This window comes from Streptomyces sp. NPDC005706 (assembly GCF_040631045.1).
Lineage (GTDB): Bacteria > Actinomycetota > Actinomycetes > Streptomycetales > Streptomycetaceae > Streptomyces.
Genome location: NZ_JBEXYS010000002.1, coordinates 24,290 through 43,429, shown reverse-complemented (window position 1 = coordinate 43,429; position 19,140 = coordinate 24,290). Strand labels below are relative to the sequence as shown.

Here is a 19,140-nt window from a genome sequence, read left to right as displayed (position 1 = left end):
CCGTTCATCCCCTCCTCATGCCCAAATTCTGACCGGCTCGCCCTGTGCCGGCCACCACGCGCCCACGACCTGTGGACAACGTGCGCGGAACCACCCGGGAGACACACGAACACAATCCCACATCACGGTCATATTTACTCCTAGTGTGACAGTGCGCTCGTACATGCTGCCCACAGCGGTTGCGCACCTGTCCCGCTTCGGCTACTGGGAAGGACGGCCCACGCCCCATGCCCGCAGACCTCGCCGTGATCGGACTCGGTCCGTACGGCCTGCCGCTCGCCCAGGCCGCCGTCGCCGCAGGCATCCCGACCATCGGGTTCGCCACCGGCCCCGAGGCCGGCTCGCTCAGCCCCGCCGAGCTGCGCCGGATGCGCTCCACCGGCTTCCGCCCCGGCACCGACCCGGCGCAGCTCGGCCGGGTGCGCACCGCGGTCATCTGCGCGCCCACTCCGCGCGGTGCCGACGGCGGGATCGACCTCGGCCAGGTGGAGGGCGCCGCCCGCACGCTCGCCGAACGGCTCCGCCCGCACACCACGGTCATCCTGGAGTCACCCGTGCTGCCCGGGACCACCGACGGGTTCCTGCGCCCCCTGCTGGAGGAGGGCTCCGGACTCCGCGCCGGGCGCGACTTCCACCTCGCCTACTCGCCCAGCCGGGTCGACCCCGGCAACCGCGACCGCAACCCCGCGAACACACCCAAGGTCATCGGGGGCCTCACCCCGGCCTGCACCGAGTCGGCCGCCGCCTTCTACGGGCGGCTGACCGACAAGGTGGTCCGCGCGCGCGGGCTGCGCGAGGCGGAGACGGTGCAGTTGCTGGAGACGAACTACCGGCACGTCAACATCGCGCTGGTCAACGAGATGGCCGTGCTCTGCCACGAGCTGGGCGTCGACCTGTGGGACGTCGTCCGCTGCGCGGAGACCAAGCCGTTCGGCTTCCAGGCCTTCCGGCCGGGCCCGGGCGTCGGCGGCCACGGTCTCCCCCAGGACCTGACCGGCCACGCCACCCGCACCCTGCGCATGGTGGAACTCGCCCAGCAGGTCAACCACCGCATGCCCGAGTACGTCGTCCGGCGCGCCGCCACCCTCCTCAACGAGCACGGCAAGTCCGCGCGCGGGGCGCGCGTTCTGCTGCTCGGCGTCACCTACAAACCCGACATCGCCGACCTCCAGGGCACGCCCGCGCGCGAGATCGCTGTGCGGCTGACCGAGCTGGGCGCGTCCGTGAGCTTCCACGACCCGTACGTGCACGCATGGAGCGTCCTCGACCGCCCGGTCCCCCGGGCCGACGCCCTGTACGAGGCGGTCTCCGACGCCGACCTGACGATCCTGCTCCAGCACCACCGCACGTACGACCTGCAGGGCCTGTCGGTGAAGGCGCAGCTCCTCCTGGACACCCGGGGCGCGGCCCCCACGGGGGCGGCGCACCGGTTGTGAAGGGGGCGCGTGGACGCGCCGGCCGGCGGTGCCGGTGGCGTGAGAGGGGAAACCACGGCTACCGTACGGAGCGGTGGAGCCCACCGCAGGGGTCACTGCGGCAGGCTCCTGAGCGAGGTACGGAGTGTCCACCCCTGGTTGCTGTAGGGGTGGCCGCTCATCGCCCGTAAATCCGCAAGATCCACCTCCTCCGGCACTTCACGAGCCGAAGCCGGACACGGTCCCATCGGTTGGGCTTGCGGTGGCGTCCCATGGGCGCCTCCTTCCACGAGCCGCCCAGAGACCGGGTAGGCGGACCGCATGGAATTCGGGCCGGGCCCCGAGGGCGGGGTCCGGCCCTTGTCCTTGGAAGGAGGCGCCCAGGACAACTGGGGCGCGCCGACCACGGACATTACCGCCCTGCTTCATCCATTCGGCCCGCATTCACCCCGAACGCAACCACGCGCCCCCCTCGACCCGATGCGCCCCCGCACAAGCGAAGTTGGGCACACGGAAGGGCCGGTCATCCTTCCGGATGACCGGCCCTTCCGATGTGTCGAAGGCTCAGCGGCGGTGCTGGCTGTCCGCGACCGTCACCTCGACCCGCTGGAACTCCTTCAGCTCGCTGTAGCCGGTGGTGGCCATGGCGCGGCGCAGGGCGCCGAAGAAGTTCATGGAGCCGTCGGGGGTGTGGGACGGGCCGGTGAGGATCTCCTCGATGGTGCCGACCGTGCCCAGGTCGACCTTCTGGCCGCGGGGCAGCTCCTCGTTGACGGCCTCCATGCCCCAGTGGTGACCCTTGCCGGGCGCGTCCGTGCCGCGGGCCAGCGGGGAGCCCATCATGACGGAGTCGGCGCCGCAGGCGATCGCCTTGGGCAGGTCGCCGGACCAGCCGACGCCGCCGTCCGCGATCACGTGCACGTACCGGCCGCCGGACTCGTCCATGTAGTCGCGGCGGGCCGCGGCCACGTCGGCGACCGCCGTCGCCATCGGGACCTGGATGCCGAGCACGTTGCGCGTGGTGTGCGCGGCGCCGCCGCCGAAGCCCACCAGCACGCCCGCCGCGCCGGTGCGCATCAGGTGCAGGGCCGCGGTGTAGGTGGCGCAGCCGCCCACGATCACCGGCACGTCGAGCTCGTAGATGAACTGCTTGAGGTTCAGCGGCTCGTGCGAGGAGGACACGTGCTCCGCGGAGACCGTCGTACCGCGGATGACGAAGATGTCCACGCCCGCGTCCACGACCGCCTTGGAGAACTGGGCGGTGCGCTGCGGGGAGAGCGCGGCCGCCGTGACCACGCCGGAGTCGCGCACCTCCTTGATGCGGGCGCCGATCAGCTCCTCCTTGATGGGAGCCGCGTAGATCTCCTGGAGGCGGCGGGTCGCCTGCTCGGCGGGCAGCTCGGCGATCTCGTCGAGCAGCGGCTGCGGGTCCTCGTGCCGCGTCCACAGGCCCTCGAGGTTCAGTACGCCCAGACCGCCCAGCTCACCGATGCGGATCGCGGTGGCCGGGGAGACGACCGAGTCCATGGGTGCGGCCAGGAACGGCAGCTCGAACCGGTAGGCGTCGATCTGCCAGGCGATCGAGACCTCCTTCGGGTCCCGCGTACGGCGGCTGGGGACGACGGCGATGTCGTCGAAGGCGTACGCCCGGCGGCCGCGCTTGCCGCGCCCGATCTCGATCTCAGTCACGTCTTGGCCTTTCCCTGATGCGTTCAGCGTCTTCCAGTATCGCCGACCGGCACGGCAACGGCGGCCCCGTAGGTTCCGGGGCCGCCGCCGATACCCGTCACGCGCGCGCGTGCGTCACTTCTTGTTGCTGTAGTTCGGTGCCTCGACCGTCATCTGGATGTCGTGCGGGTGGCTCTCCTTCAGGCCCGCCGAGGTGATCCGCACGAAGCGGCCCTTGGACTCCATCTCCTCGATGGTGGCGGCGCCCACGTAACCCATGGTCTGGCGCAGGCCGCCGACGAGCTGGTGCAGCACGTTGGCGAGCGGGCCGCGGTAGGGCACCTGGCCCTCGACGCCCTCGGGCACGAGCTTCTCGTCGGCGGAGACGTCGGCCTGGAAGTAGCGGTCCTTGGAGTACGACCTGCCCTGGCCGCGGGACTGCATGGCGCCCAGCGAGCCCATACCGCGGTACGACTTGAACTGCTTGCCGTTGATGAAGAGCAGCTCGCCCGGGGACTCCTCGCAGCCGGCGAGGAGGCTGCCCAGCATCACCGTGTCGGCGCCGGCGGCCAGCGCCTTGCCGATGTCGCCGGAGTACTGCAGGCCGCCGTCGCCGATCAGCGGGACACCCGCGGAACGGGCCGCGAGGGACGCCTCGTAGATGGCGGTGACCTGCGGGACGCCGATGCCGGCGACGACGCGGGTGGTGCAGATGGAGCCCGGGCCCACGCCCACCTTGATGCCGTCCACACCGGCGTCGATCAGCGCCTGGGCACCGTCGCGGGTGGCCACGTTGCCGCCGACCACGTCGACGTCCACGCTCGACTTGATCTTGGACATCCAGCTCAGGGCGTTGCTGTTGTGGCCGTGCGAGGTGTCGACGACCAGGAAGTCCGCACCGGCCCCGGCGAGCGCCTGGGCGCGCTCCAGCGCCTCGGGGCTGGCACCGACCGCGGCACCGACGAGCAGCCGGCCCTCGGCGTCCTTCGCGGCGTTGGGGTACTTCTCGGCCTTGACGAAGTCCTTGACCGTGATCAGGCCCTTGAGGACGCCCTCGTCGTCCACCAGCGGCAGCTTCTCGATCTTGTGCTTCCGCAGCAGCTCCATGGCCTCGGGGCCGGAGATGCCGACCTTGCCGGTGACCAGCGGCATCGGGGTCATGACCTCGTGCACGCGGCGGCCGCGGTCGCTCTCGAAGGCCATGTCGCGGTTGGTCACGATGCCGAGCAGCTTGCCGTCGGGGTTGGTGACCGGGACACCGCTGATGCGGAACTTGGCGCACAGCGCGTCCGCCTCGGCGAGCGTGGCCTCGGGGTGCACCGTGATCGGGTCGGTGACCATGCCGGACTCGGACCGCTTCACCAGGTCGACCTGGTTGACCTGGTCCTCGACGGAGAGATTGCGGTGCAGCACGCCGACGCCGCCCAGCCGGGCCATCGCGATCGCCATGCGGGACTCGGTCACCTTGTCCATCGCCGCCGAGAGCAGCGGGATGTTCACCCGGACGTTGCGGGAGATGCGGGACGAGGTGTCGACCGCGTTGGGGAGCACCTCGGATGCGCCCGGCAGCAGCAGCACGTCGTCGTAGGTCAGCCCGAGTGTCGCGAATTTTCCGGGCACTCCGTCGACGTTTGCAGTCATGACACCTTCCCCAAATGGCCTTGATCGGTGCGGATGTCCATGCTAACGGCAAGCTTCGCTAGCAAATTCCACGTCAGGGCGCCGCTTCAGGCTTCGTATGTTCGTACGGGAACGGGGACGTGCCCGTTCATCGGAGAGAGCCCGCAGGCTCCGTCCAGGGGGTTACTGCTCGGCCAGTGCGCGCAGGCGGCTCAGCGCCCGGTGCTGGGCGACCCGGACCGCGCCGGGTGACATTCCCAACATCTGCCCCGTCTCCTCGGCGGTCAAGCCCACAGCGATACGCAGCAGGAGCAGCTCCCGCTGGTTCTCGGGCAGGTTGGCCAGCAGTTTCTTGGCCCACTCGGCGTCGCTGCTGAGCAGGGCGCGCTCCTCGGGGCCGAGGGAGTCGTCGGGGCGCTCCGGCATCTCGTCCGAGGGGATGGCCGTGGAGCCCGGGTGGCGCATCGCGGCGCGCTGGAGGTCGGCCACCTTGTGCGAGGCGATGGCGAAGACGAAGGCCTCGAAGGGGCGGCCGGTGTCCCGGTAGCGGGGCAGGGCGAGCAGCACCGCCACGCAGACCTCCTGGGCGAGGTCCTCCACGAAGTGGCGCGCGTCGCCGGGCAGCCGGGACAGCCGGGTGCGGCAGTAGCGCAGCGCCAGGGGGTGGACGTGGGCGAGCAGGTCGTGCGTGGCCTGCGCGTCGCCGTCGACGGCGCGATGCACGAGCGCACCGAAAGCCCCAGGGGCCGTGCCCGCCTCGTCGTCGCGCATCGGTCCATGGTGCCCTGCGGCCGTCCGGTCCGTCGCATCGTGCCCGTGGTTGTGCACCGAAGCGTTATGAGTAGGTGCGCCGGCACTCATCCCCTGCGCCCTCCCCTTCCGCTCGACCGACTCGTCCCCGAGAGACTCCACATCTCAAGGATGCGGCATCCGCGCCGAAACGAGCAGCGGGCGTCCGCGGACCGCCCCGCCCGGCCCGGTCCGCGCGGCTCCCCGCGCCCACCGACAGCCCGTGCCCTTCGCGCTCGGCACCCCGACGGACGGGTGGACGGGCGAGTGGCGGAGCCGTTGCGCCGGACGACGGCCGAGCGGCCGATCACCGGGGAGGTGACCGGGGCGGCCGGGTGACCGAAGACGCCGGGCCTGCCGGCACCGTCACCCACAGTCACCGCGCGCGCGACCGGACCGCAGACCCACTCGAACATGCGCACACCCGTCGACCGCATGAACACGAGGCCATGGACACGGACCGCGGACACCGGCTGCCGACGATCGCCGGCCGACCACCAAGCCGCACCCGCGCCCATCCGTCGCCCCGCCACCGGACCGCCGTCCCGGCCATACTCCGCCCCGTCCGCCCGCACGGCAGGCGGAGACCGCCGGGAAACCGGCCGCGGACGGGCGCCGCGGCACACGTCCTACCGGACCAGTCCCCAGCGGAAGCCGAGCGCCACCGCGTGGGCCCGGTCCGAGGCGCCGAGCTTCTTGAACAGGCGGCGGGCGTGCGTCTTGACGGTGTCCTCGGAGAGGAACAGCTCACGGCCGATCTCGGCGTTGGAGCGGCCGTGGCTCATACCCTCGAGCACCTGGATCTCGCGTGCGGTGAGGGTGGGCGCGGCGCCCATCTCCGCCGAGCGCAGACGGCGCGGCGCCAGCCGCCAGGTGGGGTCGGCGAGGGCCTGCGTCACCGTGGCGCGCAGCTCCGCGCGCGAGGCGTCCTTGTGCAGGTAGCCCCGGGCGCCGGCGGCCACCGCGAGGGCCACGCCGTCGAGGTCCTCGGCCACGGTCAGCATGATGATGCGCGCGCCCGGGTCCGCGGACAGCAGGCGGCGCACGGTCTCGACGCCGCCCAGTCCGGGCATGCGCACGTCCATCAGGATCAGGTCGGAGCGGTCGGCGCCCCAGCGGCGGAGGACTTCCTCGCCGTTGGCCGCCGTGGTCACGCGCTCGACGCCGGGCACGGTCGCCACCGCGCGGCGCAGCGCCTCTCGGGCAAGCGGGGAGTCGTCGCAGACGAGGACGGAAGTCATGACCGCCCTCCGCAGCTGATGCGCGTCACCTTGAGCCTCCAGGCTGGTACGGAATCGTCACCTGTGCGGTCGACCGCCTCGGACGCCTGCCCGAGCGCTTGTGTTTTCAACCGCCTCCGCACTCTCAACGACGGTCACTCGAAAGAGTTACGGGGCTACATGCCGTCTTCGGCACTCTACGTGAGGGTCTCGACACGGTGCAGACATGCCCAACAGACTCTCAACTTTTCATCACAACCTATGCCCCATTTAGTCGCTTTTGCTCCCGTTTCTCGGTGTCTGGAGCTAGATTCGCAATGAGTCATATTTTCATCTCCTTAGACCGGAGATGTACGGTCGTTGGCACCGGATCCGCCCAGAACGGCTACAAGGGGTCACGTAATGGCAGATTTCTCCCGCCTTCCCGGACCGAACGCGGACCTATGGGACTGGCAGCTGCTGGCTGCCTGCCGCGGAGTGGACAGCTCGCTCTTCTTTCACCCTGAGGGCGAGCGCGGGGCGGCTCGGAGCGCTCGAGAGAACTCGGCCAAGGAGGTCTGCATGAGGTGCCCGGTCCGTGCGGAGTGCGCCGCGCATGCGCTGGCGGTGCGCGAGCCGTACGGAGTCTGGGGCGGCCTGACCGAGGACGAGCGTGAGGAGTTGATGGGGCGGGCACGCAACCGCCTGGTGGCGGCCTCGACCACCAGCGGTGACACCGCTCCTCATCACTGAAGGAAACGTTTCTGCACCCACAGACCACCGGGTGCTTCCCATCCCCCACCGGGCACGCCGACCGCGTGCCCGTGACTCTGCCGCCGAACCGCTACTCCCGCCCGGCCGCCCGCGCGAGCTGCTCCAGCGTCGCCGCCACGGCCGGCACCTGTGCCAGGTCGGGCAGGGTGAGGGCGACGATCTGCCGCCGGACCACCGGTTCCAGACCCACCGTGCGCACCCCTCTCGGCCGTACCGACTCCACCGCGAGCTGCGGCAGTACGGCGACCCCGAGTCCCGCGCCCACCAGGCCGACCACCGCCGGGTAGTCGTCGGTGGCGAAGTCGATGCGGGGCGTGAAGCCGGCGCTTTCACACACCTCCACCAACTGGCCGCGGCAGCGCGGGCAGCCCGCGATCCACGGCTCCCGGGCCAGCTCCCCGATGGCGACGGACTCCGCGCGCGCGAGCGGGTGCCGTTCGGGTACCAGGGCGACCAGGCGGTCCACCAGCAGGGGGCGTACGACGAGGTCGTCCCAGTCCTCGGCGACGGCCGCCCCCTCGTAACGGAAGGCGAGAGCCAGGTCGCAGTCGCCCTCGCGCAGCAGCTCCACGGACCTCGGGGGCTCGGCCTCCTGGAGGGAGACACGGGTGCCGGGGTGTGCGGCGCGGAGGGCGGCCAGGGCGGTGGGCACGAGGGTGGAGCTGCCGCTGGGGAAGGAGACGAGCCGGACCCGGCCGGCGCGCAGGCCCGCGATGGCGGCGACCTCCTCCTCGGCCGCGGTGAGCCCGGCGAGGATGCCGGAGGCGTGCCGGACCAGGGCCTCGCCGGCCTCGGTCAGCCGCATCGCGCGGCCGCTGCGGACCAGCAGCGGGGTGCCGACCGAGGTCTCCAGGGCCTTCATCTGCTGGCTGACGGCGGGCTGGGTGCAGCCCAGCTCACGCCCCGCGGCGGAGAAGGAGCCGGTGGTGGCGACGGCGCGCAGGACGCGGAGATGACGGGCCTCGATCACCTCTGAAGCATAAGCCGGACTTGGATGCGGCGCCCGATATTGCGTCGACGCTTTGGGGCCCGCTCCCGTACCGTGCGGGCATGAAGCTTCTCTCGGTCAACCTGGGCCGCCCGCAGCCGGTGCCGTACACGGACCAGCCGCAGGGTGTGACGGGCATCGACAAGCGGCCCACCGACGGGCCGGTCCGGGTGGCGGCGCCCGGCCCCAAGGGGACCGGCGCGAGCGGTGTCGCCGGGGACGCGGTGTGCGACACCCGCCACCACGGCGGTGACGACCAGGCGGTCTACGCCTTCGCGCGCGAGGACCTCGACGACTGGGAGCGCGAGCTGGGCCGGACGCTGGCCAACGGCTGCTTCGGCGAGAACCTCACGACGGACGGGCTGGACGTGTCCGGGGCGCTGATCGGCGAGCGCTGGCGGATCGGTTCCGGGGTCGTACTGCAGGTCACGTCCGGCCGCATCCCGTGCCGCACCTTCCAGGGCCATCTGGCCGAACAGGGATGGGTCAAGAGATTCACCCGGAAGGGCGCGACCGGCGCCTACCTGCGGGTGATCGAACCGGGGGAGATACGGGCGGGTGACTCCATCGAGATCCTGCACCGGCCGGACCACGGGGTGACGGTGGCGACGCAGTTCCGCGCGGTCACCACCGAGCGGGAACTGCTGCCCGGCCTGCTCGTGGCCGGCGAGGCGCTGGACACCGAGACCCTGGCCGCGGCGCGCAAGTACGTCGCCGCCCGGGCCCGCTGAGAGGCTGTCACCGCCGGCGGACGCTGTCGCTCCGGGTCACTACCCTTGGGCCATGACAACGGCTCTGATTACGGGATCGACCGCGGGAATCGGTGCCGCGTTCGCGCGGCGCCTGGCGGCTGACGGGCATGACCTCGTCCTGGTGGCGCGGGACACCAAGCGGCTGCGCGAGCAGGCGACCGAGCTGCACGACCGGCATGGTGTCGAGGTGGAGGTGCTCACCGCCGACCTCGCCGAGGACAAGGGCATCGAGACGGTGGCCGACCGGCTCGGCGACCGGCGCAACCCGGTCGACCTGCTGATCAACAACGCCGGCTTCGGCAACAAGGGCCGCTTCCTGGACGTGTCCATGGCCGACGAGCTGAGGATGCTCAAGGTGCACTGCGAGGCGGTGCTGCGGCTGACCTCGGCGGCCACCGGGGCGATGCGGGAGCGCGGCCGGGGAGGTGTGGTCAACGTGGCGTCGGTGGCCGCCTTCCTGCCCCGGGGCACCTACGGTGCCTCGAAGGCGTGGGTCGTGCAGTTCACCCAGGGCGTGGCGAAGGACCTGGCCGGCAGCGGGGTCCGGCTGATGGCGCTGTGCCCCGGCTTCGTGCGCACCGAGTTCCACGAGCGGGCCGGCATGGGCACGGACAACATCCCCGGCTGGATGTGGCTGGACGCGGACAAGCTGGTCGCGGCGGCGCTGGCCGACCTCGCGCGCGGCAGGTCGGTGTCCATCCCGGACCCGCGCTACAAGGCGCTGATGGGACTGGTGAAGGTCACCCCCCGCGGTCTGCTGGGCGGGATCAGCTCGCGGACGGGCCGCAAGTACGGGCCTCAGTAGCACGGGTGGCCCCGCCGTTCCGGTGGGAAGATGGTCGGGTCGGTACCGGACCAGGGGGGCCGGAGGCGGTGGCATGACCTTCGTACAGCTCATCGAGTGCAGGACGAGCCGGCTGGACGAGATGAACCGGCTCTTGGACGACTGGGTCACCCAGAGCAAGGGGAAGCGTACGGCGACGCACGCGGTGGTCGGCAAGGACCGCTCGGACGCGTCGCACATCGTCGAGGTGGTGGAGTTCCCGTCGTACGAGGAGGCGATGCGGAACTCGGACCTCCCGGAGACCGGCAGGATCTTCCGGGACATGGTCGCCCTGTGCGACGAGACGCCGACGTTCACGGACCTGGACGTCGTCAGGGACGAGCAGTTGGGCCTCGACGCCGTACGGCGGCTCTTCGCGGCCCTCGAGAGCGAGGGCGAGCTGCCACCGCTCAACGATCTGCTGGACGAGGACATCCACAGTCACGACCCGGTGAACCCGCAGGACACCATCGGGCTGGACAGCGTCCGCGCCGAGTACCGGATGTGGCGCGCCGCCTTCGACTTCGCCTTCACGGTCGACGACGTGCTGGCCCAGGGCGACCAGGCCTGCGCGCGCTGGACCTGGCACGCGACCCACAAGGGCGACTTCCTGGGCATCCCGGCGACCGGCCGCCAGGTCACCATGACCGGCATGACCCTCTTCCGCTTCGGCGCCCACGGCAAGATCACCGAGACCTGGTGGCAGCACGACCAGCTGGGGCTGATGCAGCAGCTGGGGGCGCTGGACGAGCTGGAGCAGTAGGCGGGGGCCGGCAGGAAGCCTCCGCACCCGGTGGGCAGCGGGGGCTTCGCTGTGGGCGTCACCAGTCGACGTGATCAGGTGTGGCGCAGCGCCGGCCGGCTGCGTGTTCCGCGACTACATGCCCGGCTACGTGTTCAACACGGCCAAGGCTCCGGCCGCCGCCGCACACGCGTGGCTGATCAACTCCAAGATCCGCAAAGGGGCGCCGCTGAACTATCTCCCCGACCGCCGGGGGAAGGACGGTGAACACGGAGAACGCAACACCTACGGCCGCGACCCGGACGCCAACCGGAAGGTGATCTGCCCGGACGGCTGGGCCGCCAAGAGCGGCAACCCGGACACGACTCCGGTGACCGACATCTACGCCGGGGACAAACCGAGTTGCGACGAGTTCACCTTCGCCTCCAGCTACAACAGCGGTGGCATGCCGAAGGAGATGGAGGGCACCAACCCGGTATCCTCCGGCGACAAGTGCGTGCAGACGTACGCCACGAAGGCCGGGACGACCTGGCACCTGTACGACGACATACGCACGACGGGGCCGACGTGGAAGGAGGTCTGCGGTCGATCCGCCATGTCCGGGTGGGTCAACTCCGCCTCCATGCAGCGGTTCCCCACGTTCGCGCGACAGCTGCGTCTCCTCGACCAGGACCTGTACTTCGTCAGGACGCCCGGCTTCGAGAAGTGCGACGCCGACAAGGCTGTCGTGACCTGTGACATCAGGTGACCTGACCTGACGGACAACGAGGCGGCGCCGGAGAGCACACCTCCGGCGCCGCCTTCTCCCCGCTAGGAGGAGAAGCGGTATGAGCGACAGCATCGTGTGGATCTCCCGGACCGACATCACCTGGCTCGGGTACTGCGTCGTCCTGGCGCGCGGCATCGGTCCCGAAGAGCTGGTGCGACGCCTGGCGCAGGGCGCGGATCCGGTGTTCCTGGGTCCGTACACCCGCGGGGATCTGGAGGACCACGTCAACGACATCGACCGTGAGTGGCACCCGCGCGGAGCCACGTCCTGCGTGCGGTACGGGGCGGCCGGGGACCTGGCGTTCGCGGTGGCGGCCGGTGACTGGACCGGAGGACTCGGCCCCGGTTACACCGGTGACATCTCGCAGGACGGTGCGCACGTCTTCTGGCTCAGGCACGAGACGGAGAACCCGACGATCCCCGCTCCGGTCTTCACCTACCAGCACGACGGACGGTACGTGTGCGGGTTCGAGATGGCCGTCCGTGACTCCGCCGAGATCACGGGCATGCATCCCGAGCTGGTCCGGGACAGGGTGCTGGCCGCCGGAATCGCGGGAGAGGAGGACCGGGACGCCGCCGAGGAGAAGTCCCTTGCCGTCGTGCAGGAGGTTTTCGGTCTCACGCTCCCCCGAGAAGAGGTCCTCCACGGGGCGCTGCCCGCCGCCTTGGTGAAGGGACGCATGATCGGCTAGACGGAGCGGCGGCCGGCTGGACCGGAGGGCCGTCCCGGGGTGTGACAACCCCCGGAGGGCCGGCCCCCACCGCTACAGCGGCCGGCCGTAGGACCGTCCCCCTTGGTCAGAGCAGAGTCGGGAGAGGCGAGGAGGACGGCGGGGGGGGCTCCTCCTGGTCCCGGACCCACTGTGCCGCCCTTGCCGCAACTCACCCGCGCACGCAACCGGTCAGCCCGGGCCGCGCACGCCACCCACCCTGCGGGAGCCCGTCGTCACATGAGTTCCCGTCGCCAGAGGTCCCTGGCAGCATGCTCGCCGTGGGAGCGAGCACCTCCTATCCCGTCCCCTAGAACCAGACAGGCAGCGATGACACCGGTGGACGACCGCTTCCAGGAACTACGTCAGCTTCTTCGGGCGTACGAACAGCCCGGTCACACCTTCGACGACACATTGGAGGCGACCGGTACGGCCCTGAGCGCATATCTCAGGACGGCCGCCTGGGCGCCGGAACGTGCGGCCGAAGCAGCGCGGGAGATCGAGGACCTCCTGTCATTCGGACTCTTCAACGAAGAGATCGCCGACGATGTCGATCTACTCCCTCACATTGCGCCGCCCCTGGGCGCCGGCGTGGAGGACTGTCTTCGCGTCGTCCTGCACCATCTGGAGCGCTTCCTCGCCTCTCCACCAGCTCCCGACCGCTCGGCGCGCCCCGGGATCGCGTGGGAATGGCGAGAGCGATTTCCGGCGCTGGCCCATCTACTCGGAGCGTACTTCTACCAGGACAGCCTGGAACTTGAGTACCAGTCTCACGCCGAGGCCGTGGATGACTACCTTTCCGGCGAACCGGGTGACGACGTAAGGCGATCCGCGTCCGCCATCACGGACTTCCTGGCTTTGAACCCGTCAGAGGACGAGCTCCGAGAGGCGACAGCAGCACTCGGTCTCCGCGAGTCCCCGCCTGCGGGCGTCTCACTGCGCCAGTGGCTCACCGACATCCAGGGCATCCTCACGCACCGCCTACGCGGCGACGGGTCCTGACAGCCGACGCAACCTGGGACTTCTGGTGGCCTTCCTGGGTACCGGGGTCCCCGCACCCTCACCGCCCAATCACCGTCTCCCGCCCGATCCGCCCCAGCTTCTCCGGGTTGCGGACCGCGTAGAGGCCTGTGACGAGGCCGGCGTCGAGGCGGAGGGCGATGACGGTGTCGAGTTCGTCGCCGCGGTGGAGGAGCAGGGCGGGGTGGCCGTTGATGTGGGCCGGTCGCAGGGAGACCGCGGGGCCGATCCTGCTCAGGACCTGGACGACCTCGGCGGCGCCCACCACGGGCCGCAGGGCGGCCCGGACGACTCCGCCGCCGTCGGTCAGCAGGACGACGTCCGGTGCGATCAGGTCGAGCAGGCCCTGCGGGTCCCCTGTTTCGACGGCCCGCTGGAACGCCGCGAGCGCGGCGCGGGTCTGGGCCGGGGAGACCGCCTCGCGGGGGCGGCGGGCCGCCACGTGGGCCCGTGCCCGGTGGGCGATCTGGCGGACCGCGGCCGGGTTCTTGTCGACGGCCTCCGCGATCTCGTCGTACCCCAGGCCGAACACCTCGCGCAGGACGAACACCGCGCGCTCGGTCGGTGCCAGGGTCTCCAGTACCAGCAGCATCGCCATGGATACGCTGTCGGCCAGCTCGACGTCCTCGGCCACGTCGGGCGCGGTCAGCAGCGGCTCGGGGAGCCAGGGGCCGACGTAGGACTCCTTGCGGCGGCGGAGCGTACGCAGCCGGGTCAGCGCCTGGCGGGTGGTGACGCGGACCAGGTAGGCACGCCGGTCCCGCACCGCGGCGAGGTCGACGCCGGCCCAGCGCAGCCAGGTCTCCTGAAGGACGTCCTCGGCGTCGGCGGCCGAGCCGAGCATCTCGTAGGCGACGGTGAACAACAGATTGCGGTGGGCGACGAAGGCCTCCGTGGCGGGGTCCGGGCCGGCGGGCGGCCCGGTGGTCTCGTCCCTGCGCGCGCTCTGCTCGGTCATGGCCGGCCCCCCTGTTGGCTCTCGTCCGTGTCACGCACAAGACGCCGCAGCGGGCCGGAATGTGACACCACGACGGGTGGGCCGCGTCACACACCGGGGCTGTCACACGGTCCGGGCGGGCGGCGTCTCGTGGTCGTCAGGACGCCGCGAACGATGTGCGCGGCGGTACCGCACGAGTGAGGACAAGGTCATGGAACCCCGTTTCAACCTGTTCGACAGCCCGACCGCCGCGAAGGTCGCCAAGCGGTTCTACAGCACCTCGCCGGCCCTGGACGAGTCGGCGCTGCCGAAGGCCCTGCGGGAGCTGGTGGAGCTGAGGGTCGGTCAGCTCAACGGCTGCGGCTTCTGCGTCGACATCCACACCAAGGAGGCCGCGGCCGCCGGTGAGTCCGCGCTCCGGCTCAACCTGGTCGCCGCCTGGCGCCATTCCACCGTGTTCACCGAGGCCGAGCGGGCCGCGCTGGCGCTCGCCGAGGAGGGCACCCGGCTCGGCGACCGGGGCGTGACCGACGAGACGTGGGCCGAGGTGCGCAAGCACTTCGACGACGACCAGGTCGGTGCGCTGGTCTGCGTGGTCTCCCTGATCAACGCGGCCACCCGGATGAACGTGATCGTGCACAACCCGGGGGGTTCGTACGAGCCGGGGATGTTCGACCGCCTGTCGAGCTGACCGGCGGGCGGTTCAGGGAGAACGCGGGAGGCCCGGCACCCCGAAGGGTGCCGGGCCTCCTCGCTGAGGTGCCTCAGTGGGCGTGGCCGTGGCCGTGGCCCGCCGCGGCCGGCTCCTCCTCTTCCTTCTTCTCAACGACCAGGGTCTCGGTCGTGAGCAGGAGGGAGGCGATGGAGGCGGCGTTCTCCAGGGCGGAGCGGGTGACCTTCACCGGGTCGATGACGCCGGCCTTGATCAGGTCGCCGTACTCGCCGGAGGCGGCGTTGAAGCCCTGGCCCTTGTCGAGCTCGGCGACCTTGGAGGTGATGACGTAACCCTCCAGGCCGGCGTTCTCCGCGATCCAGCGCAGCGGCTCGACGGCGGCGCGGCGGACGACCGCTACACCGGTGGCCTCGTCGCCGGTCTTGCCGAGGTTGCCCTCGAGGATCTTGACGGCGTGGACCAGCGCGGAGCCACCACCGGAGACGATGCCCTCCTCGACCGCGGCGCGGGTCGCGGAGATGGCGTCCTCCAGACGGTGCTTCTTCTCCTTGAGCTCCACCTCGGTGGCGGCGCCGACCTTGATCACGCACACGCCGCCGGCCAGCTTCGCGAGGCGCTCCTGGAGCTTCTCGCGGTCCCAGTCGGAGTCGGTGTTCTCGATCTCGGCCTTGATCTGCGCGACGCGGCCCGCGACGTCGCCGGAGTTGCCGCCGCCGTCGACGATCGTGGTGTCGTCCTTGGTGATGGTCACGCGGCGGGCGGAGCCCAGCACGTCCAGACCGACCTGGTCGAGCTTGAGGCCGACCTCCTCGGAGATGACGGTGCCGCCGGTGAGGGTGGCGATGTCCTGGAGCATGGCCTTGCGGCGGTCGCCGAAGCCCGGGGCCTTCACCGCGACGGCGTTGAAGGTGCCGCGGATCTTGTTGACGACCAGGGTCGACAGGGCCTCGCCGTCGACGTCCTCGGCGATGATCAGCAGCGGCTTGGAGGCACCCGACTGGATGACCTTCTCCAGCAGCGGCAGCAGGTCCTGGATGGAGCTGATCTTGCCCTGGTTGATCAGGATGTACGGGTCGTCGAGGACGGCCTCCATACGCTCCTGGTCGGTGACGAAGTACGGCGACAGGTAGCCCTTGTCGAAGGCCATGCCCTCGGTGAAGTCCAGCTCCAGACCGAAGGTGTTGGACTCCTCGACGGTGATGACACCGTCCTTGCCGACCTTGTCCATGGCCTCGGCGATCAGCTCGCCGACCTGCTGGTCCTGGGCGGACAGCGCGGCGACGGCGGCGATGTCGGACTTCTCGTCGATCGGGCGGGCCGAGGCGAGCAGGTCGTCGGAGACGGCCTTGACCGCGGCGTCGATGCCCTTCTTGAGCAGCGCCGGGGAGGCACCGGCGGCGACGTTGCGCAGACCTTCGCGCACCAGCGCCTGGGCCAGCACGGTGGCGGTGGTGGTGCCGTCACCAGCGATGTCGTTGGTCTTGGTCGCCACCTCCTTCACCAGCTGGGCGCCGAGGTTCTCGTACGGGTCCTCGATCTCGACCTCACGGGCGATCGTGACACCGTCGTTGGTGATGGTGGGCGCGCCGAACTTCTTGTCGATGACGACGTTGCGGCCCTTGGGGCCGATCGTCACCTTCACCGTGTCGGCAAGCTTGTTGACGCCGCGCTCGAGGGCGCGACGGGCGTCCTCGTCGAACTTCAGGATCTTCGCCATGACAGCGGGAGCCCTCTCGGAAATCTGTGGGTGAAAAAGGCACTGCGCCCCGGGCGCCCGGCTTCTTATGTGGTCGCGGGGGCCAGGGGCGCAGCGTCAAGCATCAAAAGTGCTCGAGGTGTCTTACTTCTCGATGATCGCGAGGACGTCGCGAGCCGAGAGGACGAGGAACTCCTCGCCGTTGTACTTCACCTCGGTGCCGCCGTACTTGCTGTACAGGACGACGTCGCCGACCTTGACGTCGAGCGGCAGGCGCTCGCCGTTCTCGAAGCGACCCGGGCCCACGGCGAGGACGGCGCCCTCCTGGGGCTTCTCCTTCGCGGTGTCCGGGATGACCAGGCCAGAGGCGGTGGTCTGCTCGGCGTCGAGCGGCTGGACCACGATGCGGTCCTCGAGCGGCTTGATGGCAACCTTGGAGCTGGTGGTCGTCACGGTCCGACCTCCCCCTTCGGAGATCTCACGGGGTTAACTGTCTGGGGTGGCGACCAGGTGGATCCGTCGTCGCGGGTGCCGGACCTGCCCGTCGCGTGGTTGGCACTCTCAACTGCCGAGTGCCAGAGCCGAGACTATGACCGCGATTAGCACTCGGTCAAGCGGAGTGCCAATGGCGGTGCGGCGCGTCGGCCGGCCCGGGGCCCGCGGAGGGTGCCCCTGGTGGGCGCGGTCAGGCCAGGTAGTCCTCGAGGCGGGCCACCGTCAGGCCCTGGCTCTGGGCGTGGCGCAGCAGGCGGACGGTGCGTTCCGTCAGGGTGGGGCCGGTGTCCTCGCCCGGGCTCACGAGGACGATGTCGCCCGGGGCCAGATGCCGTGCGCCCCTCCGGTGGACGAGGCCGTCGGGGCCGAGGGCGGCGCGCCACAGGACGAGGGCGGAGACGCCGCAGTCGGCGGCGGCGCGCAGGGTGGTGGCGTCGTAGGCGCCGTGCGGCGGCCGGAGGAGGCGGGGGCGGACGCCGAAGCGGGAGCGGAGTGCGTCCCGCTGGCCGCAGATCTCGGCGCGCTGCCCGGCGTACGGCAGTCCGGGCAGCGCCGGGTGGTCGAGGGTGTGGTTCTCGATCGCGGCGCCGACCGCGCGCAGCCGGGCGAAGCGGCCGTAGCCGGGGCCCGTGACGCTGTCGGTGAGGAAGAGGCTGACCGGCAGCCGGAGTTCACGGACCATGTCGGCGAAGCGCGGGTCCCGCTCCGCGCCGTCGTCGTAGGTGAGGAAGACGACCCGGTCGGTGGTGTCGACGTGGTCCACGACCGGGGGCTGCGAGCCGGCCGGCCGGCGGGTGCCGAGGGGCCGGGCCGGGTGGCTCGGCGGGGCGGCGAGCGGGGCGGCCAGGCCCCAGCGGCGGTGCGCCGCACCGGCGGCCGGGCTCGACGGCCGGACTCCTTGGGCCGCCCGCTTGCCCAGCCGCTCGATGGGGTCGACGGACTGGGCGCAGCCGGCGAGCAGGAGGGCCGCGGCGAGCGCGGCCGCCGGAGCGGTCCGCACGCGAAACGGCCCGCCCGCCGGCTGCCCCCGGCGCCTCACAGGTAGTCCTCCAGGCGCGCCACGGCGTACCCCTCGCGCGTGACCTTGTCGAGGAACCTGCGCATGTCGTCGACCATCGTGCCGTCCCAGTCGTCGCGGCCGCGGAAGTGGGTGAGCACGATGTCGCCGGGGTGCAGGCTGCGGTCCCAGTCGCGGTACTCCCAGTGGTCGACGAAGACCTCCTCGTCCCAGATCGGCGCGTACTTGATCCCGCAGGACTTGGCGGCGCGCAGGGTGTCGCCGTTGTAGTTGCCGTAGGGCGGCCGGAAGATCGTGGGCGCCTTGCCGAACTGCTTCTTCATGATGTCCTGCATGCCGCAGATCTCGTCCCGCTGCTGCTCGTAGGAGAGGCCGGGCAGGTACGGGTGGGTGAGGGTGTGGTTGTTGAGGGTGTGGCCCTCGGACTGCATCCGGCGGAAGTAGCCGTAGTCGTCCTTCACCAGGTAGTTGCTGAGGAAGGCCGAGTAGGGGATCTTCAGGTCGCTCATCATGCGCAGGAACGCCGGGTCCTTCTCGGCGCCGTCGTCGATGGTGAGGAAGACGACCTTCTCGCCGGTGGGGACGGTGGTGAAGACCGGGGGCAGGTTCTCCTCCTCCTGGCCGTCCACCTCGAAGCCGTCACGCGGGGTGATCTTCGGCTTGACGGCGGGCGGCGCCGGGGGCGTGAGCGGCACCCGGGCCAGCTTCCAGCGCTGGGCGGCGGCGACCAGCCGGGCCTGTTCGGCGGCGCGGCGGGCCTCGGGGCTCAGCGCCTGGGCGGGACCGCCCTGGCCGGAGTTGTGGCCGGGGCCGGAGTGGGCGCCGGAGCCCGGGTCCGGGGAGCCGCAGCCGGAGACGAGGGCGGCCGAGACGAGTGCGGCCACCCCGCAGCGGAGGGCGACTGCCGGAAGACCCGAACGCCTCCCGCAGGCCCGCTTTTTATCGTTTTGTACTACTTCTCGCATGGCGTCGGATCCTCGCAGGCCCCGGCGCCGAACCCGGCCCGACACCGCCGCCGGAGGCGCACCATCCACCGACTGGCCCACAATGACC

Annotated in this window: 19 protein-coding genes; 9 read left to right on the top strand and 10 right to left on the bottom strand. The window is 71.0% G+C overall.

Features of this window, described 5'->3' with window-relative positions; genetic code table 11:
- Window positions 1-227: 227 nt before the first annotated feature.
- Window positions 228-1,436, top strand: coding sequence for a nucleotide sugar dehydrogenase (locus ABZ478_RS03845; RefSeq protein ID WP_359545093.1), 1,209 nt, complete (start codon window positions 228-230; stop codon window positions 1,434-1,436).
- 543 nt (window positions 1,437-1,979) lie between these two features.
- On the opposite strand, the gene ABZ478_RS03840 is transcribed toward ABZ478_RS03845, so the two are convergent.
- The 4 genes from ABZ478_RS03840 to ABZ478_RS03825 form a co-directional block, all read right to left on the bottom strand.
- Window positions 1,980-3,104: a GuaB3 family IMP dehydrogenase-related protein gene (locus ABZ478_RS03840; protein WP_143627805.1), complete on the bottom strand. Its 1,125-nt coding sequence runs from the start codon at window positions 3,102-3,104 to the stop codon at window positions 1,980-1,982.
- 114 nt (window positions 3,105-3,218) lie between these two features.
- Complete coding sequence (gene guaB / locus ABZ478_RS03835) at window positions 3,219-4,724, bottom strand: IMP dehydrogenase (RefSeq protein ID WP_359545091.1); 1,506 nt, start codon at window positions 4,722-4,724, stop codon at window positions 3,219-3,221.
- Between the two features lie 162 nt (window positions 4,725-4,886).
- Window positions 4,887-5,474, bottom strand: coding sequence for a sigma-70 family RNA polymerase sigma factor (locus ABZ478_RS03830; protein ID WP_358935379.1), 588 nt, complete (start codon window positions 5,472-5,474; stop codon window positions 4,887-4,889).
- Window positions 5,475-6,121: 647 nt separating this feature from the next.
- Window positions 6,122-6,733, bottom strand: coding sequence for a response regulator transcription factor (locus ABZ478_RS03825; protein ID WP_003948568.1), 612 nt, complete (start codon window positions 6,731-6,733; stop codon window positions 6,122-6,124).
- A gap of 381 nt (window positions 6,734-7,114) precedes the next feature.
- Here ABZ478_RS03825 and ABZ478_RS03820 point away from each other — a divergent pair, with 381 nt between their 5' ends.
- On the top strand, window positions 7,115-7,444 hold the full coding sequence (locus ABZ478_RS03820; RefSeq protein ID WP_199211640.1) for a WhiB family transcriptional regulator: 330 nt from the start codon (window positions 7,115-7,117) through the stop codon (window positions 7,442-7,444).
- Between the two features lie 91 nt (window positions 7,445-7,535).
- On the opposite strand, the gene ABZ478_RS03815 is transcribed toward ABZ478_RS03820, so the two are convergent.
- On the bottom strand, window positions 7,536-8,435 hold the full coding sequence (locus tag ABZ478_RS03815) for a LysR family transcriptional regulator (RefSeq protein WP_359545089.1): 900 nt from the start codon (window positions 8,433-8,435) through the stop codon (window positions 7,536-7,538).
- 80 nt (window positions 8,436-8,515) lie between these two features.
- Here ABZ478_RS03815 and ABZ478_RS03810 point away from each other — a divergent pair, with 80 nt between their 5' ends.
- The 6 genes from ABZ478_RS03810 (at window position 8,516) to ABZ478_RS03785 (ending at window position 13,250) form a co-directional block, all read left to right on the top strand.
- Window positions 8,516-9,184: an MOSC domain-containing protein gene (locus ABZ478_RS03810; RefSeq protein ID WP_359545088.1), complete on the top strand. Its 669-nt coding sequence runs from the start codon at window positions 8,516-8,518 to the stop codon at window positions 9,182-9,184.
- Between the two features lie 52 nt (window positions 9,185-9,236).
- Entirely contained in the window at window positions 9,237-10,010 is a 774-nt protein-coding gene (locus ABZ478_RS03805) for an SDR family oxidoreductase (protein ID WP_359545087.1), read from the top strand.
- Between the two features lie 73 nt (window positions 10,011-10,083).
- On the top strand, window positions 10,084-10,791 hold the full coding sequence (locus tag ABZ478_RS03800) for an ester cyclase (protein ID WP_359545086.1): 708 nt from the start codon (window positions 10,084-10,086) through the stop codon (window positions 10,789-10,791).
- Window positions 10,792-10,894: 103 nt separating this feature from the next.
- The gene (locus ABZ478_RS03795) at window positions 10,895-11,518 is read left to right on the top strand and encodes a hypothetical protein (protein WP_359545084.1); all 624 of its coding nucleotides are present in this window, start codon (window positions 10,895-10,897) and stop codon (window positions 11,516-11,518) included.
- Between the two features lie 79 nt (window positions 11,519-11,597).
- Window positions 11,598-12,230: a DUF6461 domain-containing protein gene (locus tag ABZ478_RS03790; RefSeq protein WP_359545083.1), complete on the top strand. Its 633-nt coding sequence runs from the start codon at window positions 11,598-11,600 to the stop codon at window positions 12,228-12,230.
- Window positions 12,231-12,578: 348 nt separating this feature from the next.
- Window positions 12,579-13,250, top strand: coding sequence for a contact-dependent growth inhibition system immunity protein (locus ABZ478_RS03785; RefSeq protein ID WP_359545081.1), 672 nt, complete (start codon window positions 12,579-12,581; stop codon window positions 13,248-13,250).
- A 58-nt stretch (window positions 13,251-13,308) separates the two neighbouring features.
- On the opposite strand, the gene ABZ478_RS03780 is transcribed toward ABZ478_RS03785, so the two are convergent.
- On the bottom strand, window positions 13,309-14,226 hold the full coding sequence (locus tag ABZ478_RS03780; RefSeq protein ID WP_359545079.1) for an RNA polymerase sigma-70 factor: 918 nt from the start codon (window positions 14,224-14,226) through the stop codon (window positions 13,309-13,311).
- A gap of 190 nt (window positions 14,227-14,416) precedes the next feature.
- On the opposite strand from ABZ478_RS03780, the gene ABZ478_RS03775 reads away from it, so the two are divergent.
- Window positions 14,417-14,896, top strand: coding sequence for a carboxymuconolactone decarboxylase family protein (locus ABZ478_RS03775; RefSeq protein ID WP_359545077.1), 480 nt, complete (start codon window positions 14,417-14,419; stop codon window positions 14,894-14,896).
- A gap of 73 nt (window positions 14,897-14,969) precedes the next feature.
- On the opposite strand, the gene groL is transcribed toward ABZ478_RS03775, so the two are convergent.
- The 4 genes from groL to ABZ478_RS03755 all read right to left on the bottom strand — a co-directional run bounded on the left by groL (window position 14,970) and on the right by ABZ478_RS03755 (window position 19,052).
- Window positions 14,970-16,595 (bottom strand): chaperonin GroEL, encoded by a 1,626-nt coding sequence (groL, locus tag ABZ478_RS03770; RefSeq protein ID WP_359545075.1) that lies wholly within the window; start codon window positions 16,593-16,595, stop codon window positions 14,970-14,972.
- Window positions 16,596-16,718: 123 nt separating this feature from the next.
- Window positions 16,719-17,027, bottom strand: coding sequence for a co-chaperone GroES (gene groES, locus ABZ478_RS03765; protein WP_057584642.1), 309 nt, complete (start codon window positions 17,025-17,027; stop codon window positions 16,719-16,721).
- 232 nt (window positions 17,028-17,259) lie between these two features.
- Window positions 17,260-18,069 (bottom strand): polysaccharide deacetylase family protein, encoded by an 810-nt coding sequence (locus tag ABZ478_RS03760; protein WP_359545073.1) that lies wholly within the window; start codon window positions 18,067-18,069, stop codon window positions 17,260-17,262.
- A 35-nt stretch (window positions 18,070-18,104) separates the two neighbouring features.
- Window positions 18,105-19,052, bottom strand: coding sequence for a polysaccharide deacetylase family protein (locus ABZ478_RS03755; protein WP_359545071.1), 948 nt, complete (start codon window positions 19,050-19,052; stop codon window positions 18,105-18,107).
- Window positions 19,053-19,140 lie beyond the last annotated feature (88 nt).

Bases quoted from the DNA above. Each gene is read 5' to 3' on its own strand.
- groL (WP_359545075.1), bottom strand. From the start codon at position 16,595: ATGGCGAAGATCCTGAAGTTCGACGAGGACGCCCGTCGCGCCCTCGAG.
- ABZ478_RS03775 (WP_359545077.1), top strand. From the start codon at position 14,417: ATGGAACCCCGTTTCAACCTGTTCGACAGCCCGACCGCCGCGAAGGTC.
- ABZ478_RS03755 (WP_359545071.1), bottom strand. From the start codon at position 19,052: ATGCGAGAAGTAGTACAAAACGATAAAAAGCGGGCCTGCGGGAGGCGT.
- ABZ478_RS03800 (WP_359545086.1), top strand. From the start codon at position 10,084: ATGACCTTCGTACAGCTCATCGAGTGCAGGACGAGCCGGCTGGACGAG.
- ABZ478_RS03820 (WP_199211640.1), top strand. From the start codon at position 7,115: ATGGCAGATTTCTCCCGCCTTCCCGGACCGAACGCGGACCTATGGGAC.
- ABZ478_RS03790 (WP_359545083.1), top strand. From the start codon at position 11,598: ATGAGCGACAGCATCGTGTGGATCTCCCGGACCGACATCACCTGGCTC.
- ABZ478_RS03785 (WP_359545081.1), top strand. From the start codon at position 12,579: ATGACACCGGTGGACGACCGCTTCCAGGAACTACGTCAGCTTCTTCGG.
- ABZ478_RS03830 (WP_358935379.1), bottom strand. From the start codon at position 5,474: ATGCGCGACGACGAGGCGGGCACGGCCCCTGGGGCTTTCGGTGCGCTC.
- ABZ478_RS03805 (WP_359545087.1), top strand. From the start codon at position 9,237: ATGACAACGGCTCTGATTACGGGATCGACCGCGGGAATCGGTGCCGCG.
- ABZ478_RS03845 (WP_359545093.1), top strand. From the start codon at position 228: ATGCCCGCAGACCTCGCCGTGATCGGACTCGGTCCGTACGGCCTGCCG.
- ABZ478_RS03825 (WP_003948568.1), bottom strand. From the start codon at position 6,733: ATGACTTCCGTCCTCGTCTGCGACGACTCCCCGCTTGCCCGAGAGGCG.
- guaB (WP_359545091.1), bottom strand. From the start codon at position 4,724: ATGACTGCAAACGTCGACGGAGTGCCCGGAAAATTCGCGACACTCGGG.
- ABZ478_RS03780 (WP_359545079.1), bottom strand. From the start codon at position 14,226: ATGACCGAGCAGAGCGCGCGCAGGGACGAGACCACCGGGCCGCCCGCC.
- ABZ478_RS03810 (WP_359545088.1), top strand. From the start codon at position 8,516: ATGAAGCTTCTCTCGGTCAACCTGGGCCGCCCGCAGCCGGTGCCGTAC.